A 17,096-nucleotide genomic window follows, 5' to 3' on the forward strand; every position below is an offset into this window, starting at 1 on the left:
CGCGGCCGAGATTCTACCGGGCTCCAGGGATGAACAACGACAAATCTGCACCGACCCCCACTGATTATCACGGCAGCTGCCTGTGCGCCGCCGTCAGCTACCGCATCACCACCCCGCTAAAAGCCGTCACCCACTGCCATTGCAGCCAATGCCGCAAGGCCCATGGCGCAGCCTTCGCCACGTACGGCAGCGTGCCGGCAGCGGCCTTGAGCTGTAGCGATCCGCAGGGCATGTTACGGGTGTTCAAATCATCGCCTTCGGTTAGTCGCAGTTTTTGTTCAGGCTGCGGCGCGAGCCTGTTCTGGGCCAATGCCAGTGGCGAGTATCCGGACTGGATCAGCGTTGCGCTGGGTACCCTGGATACGCCGTTCGCGCCTGCCCGGCAAAAACATGTGCATGTGCAATCCAAGGCCTGCTGGCTGGTGATTGGCGATTCGTGGCCGCAGCACCAGTGACCGGTAAAACTTCAAAGCAAGGACGCCCTATGTATCGTTTGATTTACGCAGGCTTCGGCGCGCTGATGGCGCTGGCGACCCCGGCCCAGGCAAACAGCCTGTGCCCTGGCGCCAACACCGAAGTGCAGATGCTTGAATGCATGCAGCGCTCGCTGAAAAAATCCGATCGGCAATTGAATCAGCTCTATCAGGAGCTGGTCACACGCTTCAAGGAAGAAGGCGCGTCACCCGGGCGCCCGACCCAGGACGTGGCGCTGAAAAAAGCCCAGCGCGCCTGGATTGCCTTTCGTGATGCCAGCTGTGAACTGGAGACATATGAATCGGTTGGCGGCAGCGGCTACGCCACCATCCATACCCATTGCCTGTTGAAGCAGACGCAAGCCAGAGTCCAGTACCTGAAGCGGATTTCCGGGATGCCCTGATGGGTCATGGATGGCTGCCTGCAGCCCCACCTACCCCGCATGGCCTCACACCTGGTACTCAACCCGATCCGCCTCCACCGGCGTCGGCACTTCCCAGCGAAAATACATGCGCTCGATGTCCTTGTTGCGCAGCGAGGTGTCACGGCGGGCGTTGCGGCGCATCAGTTCGCGCTCGCTCTGTTCCAGGTACACCAGCTGTACGTCGGCGTCGTAGCTGTAGAGCAGGTCGAGGGTCTTCTTGCGCATTTGCTGCGACAGGTGCGTGCTGTTCCACACGAAGGGCTCACGGCGGCGCAGCAGGGTCTTGGCCTTGTCGATCGCGTACTGCGCTACCGGGCCTTTGTCACCATGGCTCAGCCCCAGTTCCTGGCGGGCATCGTCGAACGACACCACGGCCAGATCCGCGGCATGCTGGTTGACCCAGGTGTCCTTGCCGCTGGCCGGCAGCCCCGCCAGCATGATCACCTGCGAACCTTGCACTTCACGGTACAGGCTGTACTGCGGCAGCACCGAGGCACCGCGAAAGTAGCAGCGCCGGGTGTAGTCGTCGGCAAAGGCCTTGGGCTGATCCAGGCAGCCTTCGTCTTCGGCCAGCAGGCGGAAGACTTCGATGTCGTCGAGCAGCCCTTGCTTGCCGGCAAAGCCGCGGCCCTGCATGTCGGCGCTGGCCACGGCGCAAAGCATCCACACCGGCAACTCCCACGACAGGCGATGGAGGATCTGCTCGGCCGAACGCCCGCTCTTGTCCCCGGCCAGGGCAAAGAACGGCAGCTGGTGCACGCTGATGATCCGGCAGATGCTTTCGCGCAGCTCAAACGCCACCCCGGCCTGCCATAACAGGATGCGCGCATCCACCGCGCCGCGACGCGAATGCCCGGGCTGGCCGATCTTGCCGGTGACTTCATCGATCACCGTGCACGACGGCTTGGCGATGTCGTGCAGCACCGCGGCGTAAAACAGCACGAACTGCTGTTCAGGCGTGGCACGCTGGTACACAGGGTCGGCGAGCAAGGCATCGACGACCATCATGGTGTGGGTCCAGACGTCGCCCTCCTGGTGGTAGACCGGGTCCTGCGGGGTTGCCGCCAAGGCACGCAGAGACGGGATCGCCTCGAGCAGCGCCGGGTAGTCGACCGCGCGGCCGGGGCCGGGCATCAACCCTTGCAATGTGTTCATGTCCATATCATTCAACTCCTTGTTCGGCGGCCTGCAGGCTGGCCCAGGTGACCTGAGGCTCAGGCGCATACAGGTCGACACCGGCGGCCAGCAGGTTGGGGATGTACGGCTGGCGCAGGTGGTGCTCATCGGCTTCGAGGATGGCCTGGACAAAGTCGTGGCGCACCCATTTGATCCGCCCGGTGGTGTGCTCGGCGGTTTCGATTTTCAGGTACAGGCCTTCCATCAGGTCAGAGCGGTCGCCCTGGTTCCAGGCCTTGGCAAAGTCCAGTTGCTGGCGGGCGATGACCTCGGCGAAAGCGTCCTTCCAGCGTCGCGACTTGGCTTGTGAGTGGCCGACCAGGGCGAGCAGGTCCTTCAGCCGTGGCGGTGCGGTGCCTTCGAACAGCACCGGCACCGACAGCACCGGGCCGCCTGCAAGCAACTGCTGACGCCGCGCGGTGGAAAGGAACACCTGCGCCTCGCGGTCCCAGATGTCGAACTCGAAAAACAGGTGCGGCAGCTGGTCGTAGAACACGCTGTGGCGCTTGCTCATCACCTCGCCGAACAGCACGTAGCGATCTTCCAGGTGCTCGAGCAGCCAGTCTTCGTGGCAAGCCGCCCATTGCTTGAACTGGCTGAACTGGCGCTCGCGGCTGCCGCCGGCCAGGTAATGGCCACGGGACTGCAACAGCAGCTCGCCGGCGGCAGAAAAACTGATCGCGGCATTGGCGCCATCGAGCTTTTCCTCGACCACCAGGTACTGGCCCTTCAGTTCGCTGTAAGGCAGCTGGTCATGGTCGCTATCGCCGGGTTGCAGGCGAGAACTTTGCAGGTGTGGGGTGCGCGGGTACTTGAACAGGTCGAGCTGCGCGAGCTCGCGGATATCGAGTGTCATGGGTCTTCTCCAAAAGGGGGAAAACCGACGACAGCGGGCAGGTGAAAGTGCGTGCGCAGGCAGGCACCAACAGGCTTAAACGTCCGTCGTCGGCATCAGGCGTGTTGGTTGGCGTGGGGCACTGGCTTCACCTAAATAATGAGGGGTGGTGGATCTGAGGGTGCGGATTGGAAACGAGATGGGGGTGGGCTGTCAAGCGCTGTGTGGTTCGCGATGGCCTCATCAAAGGCAAGGCCGGCTCCCACAATAGCCCTGCATACAGCGGACCTGTGGGAGCTGGCCTTGCCAGCGATGGGCTGCGTAGCAGCCCTATGCCGACTGGCGCCGAGCGCCGTTGAGCGCATCATCCTTCGCGCTGTTACGCTCATGCCCCTGGCGCAAACGCAGCGCCGCCAAGGCCGCCACCACCAGCACCACGGCGATGAACTGCAAACCGTTCACGGCATTGCCGGTGCTTTGCTCGATCATGCCCATTACCGACGGCCCGAAGAAGCCGCCCAGCAAACCGCAGGAGTTGACGAAGCCCAGGCCACCCGCCAGCGCCGCACCTTTGAGGCGCGAGGCCGGGTAGAGGAAGATGATCGACTGGACGACAAAGAACATCAGCGCCGACAGGCAAAAACCCAGCAGGCTGATCACCGGCCCTGCCTGTGAGGCAATGGCCAGGCCCAGGGCCATGGTCAGCAAACCGGTGACCAGGATCCGCCGCGCCCGCTGCGCCGTGCTGGCAAACCGCGGCAGGATGATCGCCCCGGCCGCTGCCGCCAGCCATGGCAACGAGGTGAGAAAGCCGATCTGCAGCACACTCAGGTCGCCGTACTTGCCGATGATCCCCGGCAGGAAAAAGATCACCGTGTAGATGGTGATCTGGTGGCAAAAGTAGACAAAGATCGCCAACAGGATCTGTGGTGTCAGGCACTGCTTGAGCGAGTGCCCGCTGTGGCCAGCGCCCTCCTCGGCTTCACTGGCCAGCTGGCGTTCGATCTGCTCGGCTTCAGCGCTACTCAACCACGGTGCCTTGCTCGGCCGGTCGGGCAGTTTCTTCCATACCACGTAGGCAAAGAACACCGCCGGCAAGCCTTCGAGCATGAACATCCACTGCCAGCCGTGCCAGCCCATCAGGCCGTCCATCTGCATCAGCGCCGCGCCCAACGGCCCGCCGATGATGTTGGCAAAACACACCCCGAGCAGGAAGTAGCCGGTAGCGCGGGCACGTTGTTCGCGGCCGAACCAGTAGGTCAGGTAGAGCATCACCCCGGGGAACAAGCCGGCCTCGGCGATGCCCAGCAACAGGCGCAGTACATAGAACGAAGTCTCGCCCTGGACGAAGGCCATGGCCGCAGAAATCAGCCCCCAGGTCACCATGATCCGGGCAATCCAGAAGCGCGCACCGACCCTGTGCATGATCAGGTTGCTGGGCACTTCCGACAGCGCATAGGTAAGGAAAAACAACCCGGCGCCCAGTCCGTAGGCGGCCGCGGAAATACCCAGGTCGACATCCAGTTGATGCTTGGCCAGGGCGATGTTGGTGCGGTCGAGAAAGCTCAGCACATAGGCGGCGATCAGCAACGGCATGAGTTTGACGAACAGCAACCGGTTGAGGGTTGCAGGATCACGGGGCACAGTCAGTTCTTCGGGCGATCTTGTAATTGTCATGGCACGAATCTCTAGTGTGGCGACAGCGGTGGGAACGGCCCGGCCAGCACTGGCCGGGGCATGCAGGCAAGCTAGAAATCGACTGCGTAGCGGCCCTTGAGGCTGAGCATTTCCCTGGCCTCATCGGGGCTGGCGACCCGCCCGCCGAGGGCTTCGATCACCGTGCGGATGCGCTTGACCTGATCGGCATTGGACGCCGCCAGCTTGCCCGGGCCGTCCCACAGCGAGTCCTCAAGCCCCACGCGCACGTTGCTGCCCATGGCCAGGCCCATGGTGCCCAGGGGGATCTGGTTGCGCCCGGCGCCGAGGATCGACCACTCGTAGTTGTCGCCAAACAGGCGGTCGGCAGTGCGGCGCATGTGCGCCAGGTCTTCGGGGTGGCCACCGATGCCGCCGCGCAGGCCGAACACCGACTGGATGAACAACGGCGCCTTGAGCAGCCCGCGCTGGAGGAAATGCGCGGCGGTGTACAAGTGGCCGATGTCGTAGCACTCGATCTCGAAGCGCGTGCGGTTCTCGGCGCAAGCGTTGAGGATGTAGGCGATGTCGCGGAAGGTGTTGCGAAAGATCCGGTCATCGCTCTCTTCCAGGTACGGCCGCTCCCAGTCGTGCTTGAATTCGGTGAAGCGCTCAAGCATTTCGTACAGGCCGAAGTTCATCGAGCCCATGTTCAGCGAGGCCAGTTCCGGCTTGAGCTGGGCCACCGGCTGCAGGCGCTCTTCAACGCCCATGGTCGGCGCGCCGCCGGTGGTGATGTTGATCACCACATCGCTCTGCGCCTTGATCTGCGGCAGGAACTGGCGAAACAGCTCGACATCCTGGCTGGGCTTGCCGTCGAACGGATCACGGGCGTGCAGGTGAACAATCGAAGCACCCGCTTCGGCGGCGCCAATGGCGGCGTCGGCGATTTGCTGCGGGGTGATCGGCAGGTATGGCGACATCGACGGTGTATGGATGGCACCGGTGACGGCGCAGGTGATGATGACCGGGCGTTTCTTGGACATGCGGGTTCTCCGTTTTTATTCTTGGCGAGAAAGCAGTGCGGTAAAGGCGCGGGTGTTGCTCAGAGGTATTCGACGTTGCCATCGACGCTGATGGCTTGCCCGGTGATGTTGCGGGCGGCCGGCGAGCAGAGGAACAAGGCGGTGGCGGCGACGTCTTCGGCAGTGACCATGCGCTTGAGGGAAATCTTCTTCAGGTACTCCTCGCGCATCAGCGCCTCGGACACCCCCACTTGCGCGGCACGGGCACGAATCACCCCGTCCATGCGCGGCCCTTCGACGATGCCAGGCAGCAAGGCATTGACGCGGATATCGCTTTCGCCAAGCTCCGAGGCCAGGGACTTCATCAAGCCGACGATGGCCCATTTGGTCGCCGCATACGGTGTGCGCCAGGCGTAACCGAGGCGCCCGGCCACCGAGGCGATGTGCAGCAGGTGGGCGTTGGGCGAGTCCTTGAGCAGCGGCACCGCGTGGTGGGCGAAGCGGTATTGCGCAGTGAGGTTGATGTCGATAGTGCGCTGCCAGTCGTCGTCGCTGATCGCATCGATTCCGGCGGTGGGCCCGGCGATGCCGGCATTGTTGACCAGCACATCGAGGCCGCCGAACTGCTCGCGCTGAACCTTGAACAGCGCCTCGATCTGCGCCGCATCGCCGACGTCGGCGCGGGTGGCGACGCTGCCTGGGTAGCGGTCGCGAAACGCCGCCAGGGCTGCCTCGCTGACATCGCAGACATGCACCCGGGCCCCGGCTTCGATATAGGCCGCCGCCAGCACTTCACCGATACCGGCGGCGCCGCCGGAGATCAACACCCGCAGGCCCGGATACGGCGTCAGACGCTTGAGAACGCTCATGCTTTTTTCACTCCTGAAACAGACCGCGCACGGTCGTTGTTGACCAGCAGGCGCGCCAGGGAGTCGGCGGCCTGCATGATGTCGTCGGTCACCGCCGCCCGCGCTGCGGCCGCATCACGGTCGGCCAGGGCAGCGACGATACGGTCGTGGGCTTGCATCGAGCGCTGCAGGTGGGCTTTGTCCGGGGCGACCAGGGCAAAGCACGGGCCCATGTGCAGCCAGAAATTCTCTACCGCAGCGACGGTCAGCTCGGCCTGGGCCACGGCATAGATGCGCCGGTGAAAGGCAAAGTTGCCCCACAGGTAAGCCGGCACGTCGACCTTGTCGGCGGCGGCCTGCATCTGCACGCAGAGGTCGGTGATTTCAGCCAGGTCGGCATCGCGCAGATGGGCCACGGCCTTCTCGGCCAGCAAGCCTTCGAGGGCCACCCGCGCATCACGGATTTCGCGCAGGCGTTCAATGGTCATCACCCGTACCCGCAGGCGCGAGGTTTCGGTGACTTCAAAAGCGTTTTCGGCGCTCAGGCGCTGCAGCGCTTCGCGTACCGGCATGGGGCTGGAACCCAGCGCTTCGGCCAGGCCACGGATGGTCAGCTTCTGCCCGGGCTGGAAACGCCCGCTCATCAGCGCTTCGCGGATCTGCCGGTAGACCTGGTCTTGCAGGGTATCGCGGGACACCTGGCGCAGGGCCGGCAACAGGACGGGACGGTCGGTCATGGAAAAAGCCTGTGTTGTCGTTCTTGTGACACGAATATGTGATCACAAATCAAATATGTCAAATTATATTCGACGACAACAAGGCCGTGTTCAACGCGGCACAGCGCGCTCCATGACGATGATCCGCTCCTCCCCCTCCAGCACCTCGCGGACCTTGGCGTAACCGAGCCGGGCATAGAACGCCTCTGCGGTTATCGAAGACGGCACCCGCAGCAGCCTCTGGCCCGCTTGCCGGGCCAGGTTTTCAATCGCCTGCATCAGCGCGCGGCCCACGCCGGTGCCCTGCACCCCTGGCGCCACGAACACGCTGCGCACCACATTGCCTTGCAGGCTGGCAGTGGCGACCAGTTGCTGGTCCAGCTCCGCCACCAGCACCTGGCGCTGCTCCAGCAGGGCCAGTATTCGCTCTGCAGTAAAGCTCTGCTCGACCTGGGCGATCAGCGCCGCTGAATAATCGGCGGCGTTGGTCTGCTGCAAGGACTGGATGATCACCGCGCTGATGGCGCTGGCGTCGGCGGGCGTGGCGGGGCGAATGTGCAGGGGCATCGGCTCGTTCCTTGAGGCAGCATCGGGACGCCAGTGTGCCGTGTGTTCAGGCTGGTTAACCAGCGCTGGTTTCAGCCACTGCCGAAGTGCTTCGCACCTTGGCGGGTAATACCAGGGCAATCAGCACACCCAACAATGCAATCCCGCCGCTGACCAGCACTGCCCGCTGCAAGCCCAGCGCATACCCTTGCTGCCAGGCAGCCCCGCTCAGACCGTCAAGCCCCTGGTTGGCCAACCCCACCAGCAGCGCCAGGCCCAACGCCCCGCCGATCTGCTGGACGGTGGAGGCCATCCCTGACGCCACGCCCTGCTCGCCCGTTGCCACGCCCTGCCCGGCGCACACCCACATGGCGGTCCAGGTCATGCCCTGGCCGATGCTGAGCAAGGCAATCGGCGCCAGCAGGCGGGCAAACGCGCCGTCACCGGGCAACATCCAGCCGAGCCAGAGAATACCCACGCCACCGGCCAGCAAGCCGATGATCAAGGTGCTGCGCAACCCCAGGCGGGCCAGCGCCCGTTCGGCAATGCCGATGCCCAGGGTGCACACCAGGGTGGCCGGCAAAAACGCCAGGCCGCTGGCAAGCACGCTGTAGCCGTAGATCTGCTGAAAGTACAAGGCCAGGAAGTAGTACTGCACGCTGAAGCTGGCCATGAACACCGCGGTCAGGCCCATGGCCACGCGCAACCCCGGGGTGCGCAGCAGGCGCAGCGGCATCAACGGGTCGCGGCTGCGGGTTTCGATCACCACGAACACCGCCAGGCAAATGATTGCAGCCGCCAGCACGGTCCAGAACAACGGCCGTTGCCAGCCCCAGCTCGGCCCTTCGATCAGCGCCAGCACCAGCAGGCTGCCGCCCAGGGTGATGGTCAGGGCACCGGCGAGGTCAAACGAGCGGCCCAGGGCCCGTGGCGGGTCGGCTGGAATCCAGTAGCCGGCAGCCCAGGCGCAAGCCCCCGCCAGCGGCACGTTGACCAGAAACACCGCCTGCCAGCCCAGCCATTGAGTAAGGATGCCGCCGAGCAAGGCGCCAAGAGCCAGGCCCGCGGCCGAGGCGGCGCTCCAGATCGCCAGGGCGCGGGTACGCGGCGCACCTTCGGCGTACTGGCTGTTGATCAGCGCCAGGGTAGCGGGAAACAGCAAGGCGCCTGCCAGCCCTTGCAGCGCCCGGGCCAGCACCAGAATTTCGGCCTGATGGGTGAGGCCGCCGGCCAATGAGGCGATGGCGAACAAGGCCTGGCCGAGCCGATACAAGCGCCGCCGGCCAAGCAGGTCGGCGGCGCGCCCACCGAGCAGCAGGCAACCGCCAAAAGCCACGCCGAAGGCGCTGATGATCCACTGCAACTGGCGCGGGCCGATGGCCAGGTGTTCGCCAATGGTCGGCAAGGCGACGAAGACAATGGTGTAGTCCAGGGCAATGATCAGCTGGGCGCAGGCCAGTAACAGCAGCATCAATGCGGGGTGGCGCGGGGTGGGGATCGACATGCGGGGCATCCTTGGCAAGAAGGCGCCAGTGTCATTCATGCGCCAGGCATGATAAATACGCTGCCAGTTCTTTCAGTTATGACATTAATCATGGATCTGAACACCGTTGCCCTGCTGCTCAAGGTCGCCGAGCTGCGCAGTTTTACCGCCGCGGCCGCCAGCACCGGCTTGACCCAGTCGGGGCTGTCGCGGGCGATTCGGCGCCTGGAAGAACAACTGGGGGTCAAGCTGCTGCACCGCAACACCCGCAGTGTCAGCCTGACCGCCGACGGCTTGCTGCTGCGTGAGCGTTGCGCCCCCTTGCTGGCCGGCTTCGAGGAAGCCGAGCAACTGCTGCTCGACCGCCGCTGCGAACCCAGCGGCACCCTGCGCCTGAGCCTGCCCTCGGCCTTCGGCCGCATTGTCATCCTGCCGCTGCTGGGCGAACTGACCCAACGCCATCCGCAACTGGTGGTGGATGCGACCATGACCGATCGCCTGGTTGACCTCGCCGAAGAAGGCTTCGACGCCGCCGTGCGCATCGGCCCGCTCAGCGACGTGCGCCTGGTGGCCCGGCCGCTGGCGCCGATGCACTGGGTGACCGTCGCCTCCCCCGCTTACCTGGCCCGCCACGGCACGCCGCAAAGCCTCGACGACCTGGCCCGGCACAACTGCCTGGTGGTGCATAACCCTTACCTCGGGCGCCGGGTCGACTGGCAATTCGTGCAGCACGGCAAGCGGGTCGACGTGCAGGTCAGCGGGCAGCTGCTGTTCGATGTCGGCGACCCGCTGATTGATGCCGCGCTGCAGGGTTTCGGCATTGTCCAGGTGATGGATTTCGTCGCCCGCCAGGCCCTCGCCGACGGCCGCCTGGTGCCGGTGCTGGAGCCGTTTTCCGGGCGCTGGCGTGAACTGGCACTGGTCTATCCACCCTCGCGCCAGCATTCGCCGCGCCTGAAGGTGTTCAGCGACCTGCTGCAGGAGCGCTGGCCGTGCGCTTGGAGTTGACGATTGCCTTTTGCCGGGCGCCGGGCCTATAGTCGCAGCCGGCGTCAACCACGCCACCCGTCCGCGGAAAGGGCTGCGCCCAGGCTATACACCCCACATTTTTGTCTACGACTCCCGGCCTGACAGCGGACAAGGCTCGCACAAGGAGTTCGTATGCCTGCTCGACTGTCATCGCCGTCCCATGACGGGCGCATCAATCTTGAACAACAACGCAAGCGCGCCAAGGAACTGCTCCAGCGCCTGCGCAGCGGTACCGCGCCCGAGCAACTGGCGCTACTCGCCCCTGCCTCACCGCGCCTGGCCGATGCCCAATGGCTGATCGCCCGCGACCTGGGCTTTGCCAGCTGGCCCAAGCTCAAGGCGCATGTCGAGGCCATCGAGTTTGCCGCCCGCCACCCGCAGTTTATTGCCGATGACGAAGCCGCCACCCAGCATTGGCGCTGCGGCAACGACATCAGCCACAGCCTGCGCCTGGCCGGCTTTACCGGTGCCTTTCACATGCTCAGCGACCCGCTGGTGATGGGCCCGGTGCGTGACGTGCCGCCAGCGCCTTACCGCGCCCTGCGCGGCAACTACGTCAGTCAGGCCTATGGCCTGGAGCACGCTGAAGTGCAGCGCAAGATGGACGCCGAATACGCTGACCTGGCCCGCCTCGAAGACTGCCCCAGCGCGGTGCTCTGGTGCGAGGCCGATGCCTACGATCAGTTGTTTTTGATCCGCGTGCTGGCCGGTTTGCACAAGCCGCCGCAGCGCCTGGAACTGATCGAGATTGACAGAATGCCCGGGGTCGAGCGCTTTATCGGCATCGGCCAGTTGGCCCCGGACGTGTTGGCCTGGTTGTGGCCGCAGCGCCGGGCAGTGGATGGCCCCATGCTGCAACTGGCGCGCGAGGCCTGGGCCGCTTATTGCGCACCGTCGCCACAGGCCTGGGCGCAGTTGGCTCATCGCCAGGACCTGGCCCTGCCTTTGCTCGCCCCAGCCCTGTTGCGCCAGCTGCAGGAGCTGCCAGGAGTGGCCGATGGTTTGTCGCTCAGTGAGCGCCTGGCGCTGCAGATCATCAGCGAGTTCGGCGAGGCGCCCTTTGGCCGGGTGTTTGCCGAATTGATGGGTAAGCGCGAGCCGTTGCCCTACCTGGGCGACATGATGTTCCATGCCCTGCTGCGCCCGTTGATTGATTCGCCCACGCCGTTGCTCATCGAAGCGCAGGCCGAGCTGGACTGGCCGCGCCGGCCTTTGCGCCTTACCCCGTTGGGCGAGCAGGTACTGGCCGGCCAGGCCAACTGGCTTGAGCAGCAGGCTCCCGAGCGTTGGGTCGGCGGCGTGCGCCTGCAGGCCGGGCACAGCCACTGGGCGCTGGGCCGCGACCTGTGGCCGGTGTGGCGTGGGTAAAGAAGTCAGGTCCCTGTGCAACGGCTCAGCGTTGCACGGCGGTGGTTTTCAGCCAGGTCTGAAAGTGCAGCGAGCCAAGGATCGCATCGGCATCCGGGGTCAGTGAACAGTCGTCGATCGGCGCGCCGAAATAGGTGGCCTCAGGGTCGACTATCACCTCGCGGGCATCTTGATTGTGCTGCAGGTAACTGCGCACGAAATCAGCCAGTGGCAGGCGATCAGGGCCGGCGACTTCGAAAGTGCGGTTGGCCGGCGCCTGCTCGGCAAGGTTGGCCAGGGCCAGGGCCACGTCGGACGAGGCCACCGGTTGCAGCGCGGCGTTGGTCAGGTGCACGCGGTTGCCGTCGGCACCGGAATAGGCGATGGCGCCCATGAACTCGAAGAATTGCGTAGCGCGCAGGATGGTATAAGGCCTGCCTGAGGCCTTGATCAGCTCTTCCTGGGCCAGCTTGGCGCGAAAGTAGCCGCTGTCCTGCATGCGCTCGCTGCCCACCACTGACAGGGCGATGTGGTGCCGCACCTCGGCCTTCTCCTCGGCGGCCAGCAGGTTGCGCCCGGATGTCTGGAAAAACGCCAGCACCGCAGCGTCTTCGAAGGACGGTGAGTTGGCCACATCGACCACCACATCAGTACCTTGCAGCGCTTGCTCCAGACCTTCGCCGGTGAGGGTATCGACGCCGGTCCTGGGCGAGGCGGCGAGCACCTTGTGGCCGTTGGCGCGCAGGTTGTTGCACAACTGGGTGCCGATCAGGCCGGTACCACCGATCACGACGATTTTCATGGCTGCTGCTCCGGGGGAGGATCGCAAGCAACTATTTTACGCTGGGTAGCGCAAGGCCGAGCAGCAACAGACGAGCGTCATCGTGGATGATCCGGTAAAGTACGCGCCGCTCGAGAGATGGATCCCGGGCCAATTGTCATGGAGTTATGCAGTGAAAAACCTGAGCAAAGTTGTCGCCTGCGGTCTGTTCGTTCTGGCCCTGGCAGGTTGCACCGGCACCCCGATGAAAACCCAGCACTACAACGCCGACCAGTACACCGTGATCGGCCACAGCGAAGCCAGCGCCACCGGCCTGCTGGTACTGGGCGTCATTCCAGTGCGTCAGAACAGCCGCTTCGTGCGCGCCCAGAATGCCGCGATCAAGGCCAAGGGCGGCGACGCGATGATCAACACCCAAGTCCAGGAAAACTGGTTCTGGGCCTGGGTACTGACCGGCTACACCACCCGCGTTTCGGGTGATGTGGTCAAGCTGCACAACGTTCAGTAGAGCCCGCTCCCACAGGCGACCTTGGCCTGCAACTTGGCGGTGCCCGCCAGTACAGGGCAATGGCTCTCAAGCTTAGTAGGCGCGCTCAGATAGCGTATGATCGCCTCTCCTCCCGCAAAGACCCTCACCGCCATGCCACTGAGCAAACGCGAACAGGCGCAGCTTGACCGCCGTCTGGTCGCCACCCTGACCGAAGCCTGCGAGACCGCCAAGGCCGAAATCGTCGGTTTTGCCTGGCTCACCCACCTGGTCGATTACACACGCTTCCCTTCCAGTTTGCAGGTGATCTGGGTTTTCGAAAACCGGGCTGCAAAGGAACACGCCCTGGCCAGCGGACAAGGTGAGCGGATGATCGAGCTGACGGCTTTGGCTTTGCAAGAAGCCGACGTCGAATTGCATCCGCTCGCACCTCACGTGCAGTTCGACATCGAAAAGCGCGGCTGACACATGGCCAAGGACATCGAAAACCCCTGCATCGCCGTGTGCCAGTTGAACGGTGACCTGTGCCTGAGCTGCGGCCGCAGCAAGGACGACATCCGCAAATGGAAGCGCATGAAACGCCCGGAAAAAATGGCTGCCGTGCAGCGCGCCAACCAGCGGATGAAAAGCCTGAAAAAAGCCAAGGGCTAGCGTTTCAGCCAGCGGCATCCTGAATCAGGAAATCAATAAAGGCCCGCACCCGCAGCGGCACATGCCGGGCGTGGGGGTAGAGCAAAATGAACGGCCGAGCGGCGGTGCGACGCCTCGACTTGACTCGCGATGACGTCAACACGATTTGACCTCTTGCAACACCCCCTGCACCACCGCCAACATCCCCTGCTCCGCCATTGCCAACTGCCGATCGGCACTGCTCCCGTGCGCAACAATCACCTGCGCCCGGGCAAAGCTACGATCACCGTCAACCCCCTGCGCAGCATCGGCAAACACCGCCCGCGCCCGCGCCAGCCATTGCCCGGCGCTGCCCTGCCCTTCACCCTCCAGGCAGATGAACTGCCCATGGCGGCCATGACGCATGGCCCGCCAGTAGTTCTCCTGGGCAATCCAGTGGGCTTCGCGGCTCAGGTGCACGGCGGTACGTGGTTGCGCCAGATAATGCTCGACCATGCAGCGGAACAACCCGGCAATGCACAACGCATCTTCAAGGTTCGGGCAGGCATCGGCGATACGCAGCTCCACCGTGGGGAAGCGCCGCGACGGGCGGATCGCCCACCAGCAGTCAAACCCTTCGCGCAACGAGCCGGTGCGCCGCAGCAGGGCCAGGTAGCGCTCGAAGGCCTGCCAGTCATTCAAGCGCTCCGGCAGGCCCATGTGCGGCCATTCCCCGCAGGCCACCTGGCGATAGCTCATGTAGCCGGTCGGCTGGCCTTCCCAGAACGGCGACGAGGTACTGAGCAGCAATAGCAGCGGCAACCAGGGTAGCAACTGGTTGATCAGCTGGATGCGGTCCTGCCCGGGTGGTACGCCGACGTGCACATGCAGGCCGCACAGCAGGCTGCGCCGGGCCACCTGCTGGTAATCGTCGAACAGCTGGTGAAAGTGCTCATCGTCAGCAGGCTGCTGGTCGCGCCAGCCGCCCATGGGATGACTGCCGGCAGTCAGCAAGCCGACGCCCTCCTCGGCCAGTACCTGCGCCAGCTGGGTGCGGCTGCCGGCCAGAAACTCACGGGCCTGGGCCAGATGGCCGAACACCGGCGACGCCACTTCGACCTGGCCTTTGAACATCTCCTGGGCAAAGTGCGCGCCGAGTACCTGGCGGCACAGGTCGATCTGCGCCGCCGACGGCGCGGCAAGCATGCGCCCGCTGGCCAGCTCGACCAGCAGGTACTCTTCCTCGATGCCAAAGCCGCAGGGGCTGTTCATCGGCGGGTGACGCTCAAGGCTACGGCGGCGATGCGTTCGACCTGCTGGTAACCGGGCTCGAGCAGTTGTTCGCCGAACACATCCGGGTCCAGTTCGTGGTAATGCCAGGCCCAGTCCGAGGACGCCAGCGGCGCTTGCAAGGCCGCCAGGAACGGATCACGCCCCTCGATCATGGCCACCCCGGTGTACAACAGCAAGGTGCCGCCCGGCGCCAGGCGTGGCAGCGCTTCTTCGACGATCCGCAACGACAGCCCGGCCCCCAGGGCACCGCCACCATGACGGTAGGCGCGCTCGCTGGCATCAAGCATGTATGGCGGGTTGGCGACGATCAGGTCGAAGGTGCCGGTGATGCCCTGGAGCACATCGCTGTGCTCGACCGAGACGTTGGCCAGCTGCGCCAAGGCGGCGTTGATGGCGGTCAGGCGCAAGGCCTGCGGGTTGATGTCCACGGCGCTGACCTGCGCATGCCGGCGGGCACGGGCGATCAGTACGGCGCCGACCCCGGCACCGCAGCCGATATCCACGGCGTGGTTGATGCTGGCGAAACTTTGCTGCAGGTGGGCTTCGATCAATTGGGCAAAGCGATAGCTGTCGGGGCCGAAGAACACCGCATCCGTGCTGACGGTGGGAAAGCCGGAATGAACGAAGAGCAAATCATGCAGGCTCGACCAGCGTACCCTGCTGCGCAGCAGCTCACCTTGCGCCTCGATGATCTGCGCCCGTTGCAGTTGCGTCAGCTCCTCCCCTGACAGCAGGGCGGGCGCAAAGGGCCGGTTCCAGCCGAAAATATCGCGCAGGGTATGGCCCTGTTCTGCCCCTTCGCGCTGGTTGTTGCGCACTTGGGTCAAGGGCGTGACGCTGGTAAATCGATAGCCATCGGCCAACAGCCGCCGCCCCAGTTTCAGCAAGGCCTGATCGGCCTGGCGTTGCGCCTCGGTCAATTGCATGGTCAGCCTCCCACTAAGATTTGAGCCCGGTCATCTGCGCGTATTTGCGCGTCGCCGCCAGGCCCTGGGGCAAGGCGTGGCGAGCCCCGGCCATTTCGCTGATGAGGTAGGCGATCCGCGCTTCGGGCGGCAAATCGTGCAGCTCGCGTTCAAGCCCGTTCACCAGCGCCTCGTCGTGCACCGAGACCTCGGCCTTGGCCGGCCCGTAACGAGGGCGGCGCGGTTGCCAGCTGACCGCGATCCAGTCGTGCAGCAGCTGTTTTTCATAAGGGCTGAAGACGCCGAACATCGCTGCTGCCGGGCCGTCGATCAATTGCCAGAAGCGGCTGTTGGCCGGGTCCTGGCCGCGTTTGATCCAGCCCTTGTCCTGCAGGGCGGCGAGAAACCCTGGAATGCTGCCAGGTTCGGCCAGCCACTGGTTGACCGTGCGCCCTTCGATCCGGCAGTAGTCCGAATGCATGTGCTGGCCAAAACTGCGTTTGCGCTCGAAGGCGGCCAGCAGCTCGGTTTCAAGGTCAAACTCGGCAATGATCGTCGGTGAACACGGGCCCAGGTCGTTGAGCCGATAGCCTCGGGCAACCCGCCGATAGAACTCGCTGGCGCCCTGCGCCGGCCACAGCTGCGCCAGCGCCTGCACGGCCTTGCAGGCATGGCCGCTGCTGGCGTTGTCGATGGTCACGTGCAGGCGAAAGTACTGCGGGTCGATCCCCAGTTCGTCCAGTTCATAAGCGCTGATCAGCAAGTGCAGGGGCAACTGCTCATAGCCCAGGTTGTAGCCGATCACCTCGGGCAAGAACGCTTCGGTATTGAAGCCCAGCGCCAGTTGCAGCGCGCCTTGTAGATAGCGATCGTCGGCCAGCGGCAGTTGCTCGTGGCAGCCCAGTTCGCTGAGCAGGCGCCGGTAGATCAGTACATGGTTGCAGGCCGGGTCACCGTCACCGAGCTCTTCCAGGTAAATGCGGATGAGCCCGTGGTAACGCGGGTCGGCCCAGTGGCGGAGCATGCCGAACAGCCAGGCACCATCGACCGCCTTGGTCGGGGCGACGTGCTGGAGAAAATACAGCGCATAGGCGCGGCTGCTGAAGTAACGCCGGGCAGCGCCGGCTTTGCGCTCGGCGAGGTATTGGGCGTATTGCCCGGCCACGGCAGCAGCACGGTCGGCGGTCCATTGGCCCAGTTCGGCAGGGTTGTTCGGCAACTCATCGGGCAACGCCTCGGCCTGTTGCAGTTGCTCGCCGAGCCAGGCGGCGCTGACGCTCAGGTCGCCCTGCAGCAAGGCGTGGTACCGCGCCTCATGGCCTGCTCGGCTATCGATGGCATGCGGGTCAAGCACGGGTGCGGCGGTCATCACGGTCATGGCGGCAGCCTTCGGCAGTCGGGCGAAAAGTGCCCTCTATGCAAGTGAGCGGTGCGCCGTAACTGAAGTTCAGATCATCTGCGCGCCGAAGGGACGGATGGCAGG

19 protein-coding genes and 1 pseudogene are annotated in these 17,096 nt (G+C 64.6%); 7 read left to right on the forward strand and 13 right to left on the reverse strand.

What is annotated here, in order from left to right; translation table 11 throughout:
* Nucleotides 1-29 precede the first annotated feature (29 nt).
* Nucleotides 30-455: a GFA family protein gene (locus ABIE20_RS10365; RefSeq protein ID WP_429504917.1), complete on the forward strand. Its 426-nt coding sequence runs from the start codon at nt 30-32 to the stop codon at nt 453-455.
* A gap of 29 nt (nt 456-484) precedes the next feature.
* Nucleotides 485-877 (forward strand): lysozyme inhibitor LprI family protein, encoded by a 393-nt coding sequence (locus tag ABIE20_RS10370; protein ID WP_429504919.1) that lies wholly within the window; start codon nt 485-487, stop codon nt 875-877.
* A 45-nt stretch (nt 878-922) separates the two neighbouring features.
* On the opposite strand, the gene ABIE20_RS10375 is transcribed toward ABIE20_RS10370, so the two are convergent.
* The 8 genes from ABIE20_RS10375 to ABIE20_RS10410 all read right to left on the reverse strand — a co-directional run bounded on the left by ABIE20_RS10375 (nt 923) and on the right by ABIE20_RS10410 (nt 9,192).
* Complete coding sequence (locus ABIE20_RS10375; protein WP_429504921.1) at nt 923-2,059, reverse strand: AAA family ATPase; 1,137 nt, start codon at nt 2,057-2,059, stop codon at nt 923-925.
* A gap of 1 nt (nt 2,060) precedes the next feature.
* Entirely contained in the window at nt 2,061-2,930 is an 870-nt protein-coding gene (locus tag ABIE20_RS10380) for an RNA ligase family protein (protein ID WP_429504923.1), read from the reverse strand.
* Nucleotides 2,931-3,239: 309 nt separating this feature from the next.
* Nucleotides 3,240-4,586, reverse strand: coding sequence for an MFS transporter (locus ABIE20_RS10385; protein WP_429504925.1), 1,347 nt, complete (start codon nt 4,584-4,586; stop codon nt 3,240-3,242).
* Between the two features lie 71 nt (nt 4,587-4,657).
* On the reverse strand, nt 4,658-5,590 hold the full coding sequence (locus ABIE20_RS10390; protein WP_429504927.1) for a 3-keto-5-aminohexanoate cleavage protein: 933 nt from the start codon (nt 5,588-5,590) through the stop codon (nt 4,658-4,660).
* A gap of 59 nt (nt 5,591-5,649) precedes the next feature.
* Nucleotides 5,650-6,438 (reverse strand): SDR family oxidoreductase, encoded by a 789-nt coding sequence (locus ABIE20_RS10395; protein ID WP_429504929.1) that lies wholly within the window; start codon nt 6,436-6,438, stop codon nt 5,650-5,652.
* Nucleotides 6,435-7,154 carry a GntR family transcriptional regulator gene (locus tag ABIE20_RS10400; RefSeq protein ID WP_429504931.1) on the reverse strand — a complete coding sequence of 240 codons (720 nt, stop codon included), beginning with the start codon at nt 7,152-7,154 and terminating at the stop codon, nt 6,435-6,437. Before ABIE20_RS10400 ends, ABIE20_RS10395 begins: the two co-directional genes overlap by 4 nt.
* Nucleotides 7,155-7,244: 90 nt before the next feature.
* Nucleotides 7,245-7,700, reverse strand: a complete 456-nt coding sequence (locus ABIE20_RS10405; RefSeq protein ID WP_429504933.1) for an N-acetyltransferase family protein — start codon at nt 7,698-7,700, stop codon at nt 7,245-7,247.
* 55 nt (nt 7,701-7,755) lie between these two features.
* Nucleotides 7,756-9,192 carry an MFS transporter gene (locus ABIE20_RS10410; protein ID WP_429505261.1) on the reverse strand — a complete coding sequence of 479 codons (1,437 nt, stop codon included), beginning with the start codon at nt 9,190-9,192 and terminating at the stop codon, nt 7,756-7,758.
* A gap of 81 nt (nt 9,193-9,273) precedes the next feature.
* On the opposite strand from ABIE20_RS10410, the gene ABIE20_RS10415 reads away from it, so the two are divergent.
* Nucleotides 9,274-10,170 carry a LysR family transcriptional regulator gene (locus ABIE20_RS10415; RefSeq protein WP_429504934.1) on the forward strand — a complete coding sequence of 299 codons (897 nt, stop codon included), beginning with the start codon at nt 9,274-9,276 and terminating at the stop codon, nt 10,168-10,170.
* A 153-nt stretch (nt 10,171-10,323) separates the two neighbouring features.
* Entirely contained in the window at nt 10,324-11,559 is a 1,236-nt protein-coding gene (locus ABIE20_RS10420) for a DUF1835 domain-containing protein (RefSeq protein WP_429504936.1), read from the forward strand.
* A gap of 25 nt (nt 11,560-11,584) precedes the next feature.
* Here the strand turns inward: ABIE20_RS10420 and ABIE20_RS10425 are convergent, their stop codons facing one another.
* Nucleotides 11,585-12,340, reverse strand: a complete 756-nt coding sequence (locus ABIE20_RS10425; RefSeq protein ID WP_429504938.1) for an SDR family oxidoreductase — start codon at nt 12,338-12,340, stop codon at nt 11,585-11,587.
* 151 nt (nt 12,341-12,491) lie between these two features.
* On the opposite strand from ABIE20_RS10425, the gene ABIE20_RS10430 reads away from it, so the two are divergent.
* The 3 genes from ABIE20_RS10430 to ABIE20_RS10440 all read left to right on the forward strand — a co-directional run bounded on the left by ABIE20_RS10430 (nt 12,492) and on the right by ABIE20_RS10440 (nt 13,457).
* Complete coding sequence (locus ABIE20_RS10430) at nt 12,492-12,827, forward strand: hypothetical protein (RefSeq protein ID WP_038994655.1); 336 nt, start codon at nt 12,492-12,494, stop codon at nt 12,825-12,827.
* Between the two features lie 132 nt (nt 12,828-12,959).
* Entirely contained in the window at nt 12,960-13,271 is a 312-nt protein-coding gene (locus ABIE20_RS10435) for a hypothetical protein (RefSeq protein ID WP_429504940.1), read from the forward strand.
* 3 nt (nt 13,272-13,274) lie between these two features.
* On the forward strand, nt 13,275-13,457 hold the full coding sequence (locus ABIE20_RS10440; protein WP_429504942.1) for a DUF1289 domain-containing protein: 183 nt from the start codon (nt 13,275-13,277) through the stop codon (nt 13,455-13,457).
* Between the two features lie 4 nt (nt 13,458-13,461).
* Here the strand turns inward: ABIE20_RS10440 and ABIE20_RS10445 are convergent.
* The 4 genes and pseudogenes from ABIE20_RS10445 to ABIE20_RS10460 all read right to left on the reverse strand — a co-directional run.
* Nucleotides 13,462-13,557, reverse strand: a pseudogene (locus ABIE20_RS10445) (LysR family transcriptional regulator); the annotation flags it as partial.
* Nucleotides 13,558-13,592: 35 nt separating this feature from the next.
* Entirely contained in the window at nt 13,593-14,687 is a 1,095-nt protein-coding gene (locus ABIE20_RS10450; RefSeq protein ID WP_429504943.1) for a carboxylate-amine ligase, read from the reverse strand.
* Complete coding sequence (locus ABIE20_RS10455) at nt 14,684-15,634, reverse strand: methyltransferase (protein WP_429504945.1); 951 nt, start codon at nt 15,632-15,634, stop codon at nt 14,684-14,686. The genes ABIE20_RS10450 and ABIE20_RS10455 overlap by 4 nt, the downstream gene beginning before the upstream one ends.
* 13 nt (nt 15,635-15,647) lie before the next feature.
* A complete protein-coding gene (locus tag ABIE20_RS10460; protein ID WP_429504947.1) occupies nt 15,648-16,991 on the reverse strand; it encodes an iron-containing redox enzyme family protein in 1,344 nt (447 codons plus the stop codon).
* Between the last annotated feature and the right edge of the window lie 105 nt (nt 16,992-17,096).

The organism is Pseudomonas sp. 2835 (genome assembly GCF_050435905.1).
In the GTDB taxonomy this organism is placed as follows: Bacteria; Pseudomonadota; Gammaproteobacteria; order Pseudomonadales; family Pseudomonadaceae; genus Aquipseudomonas.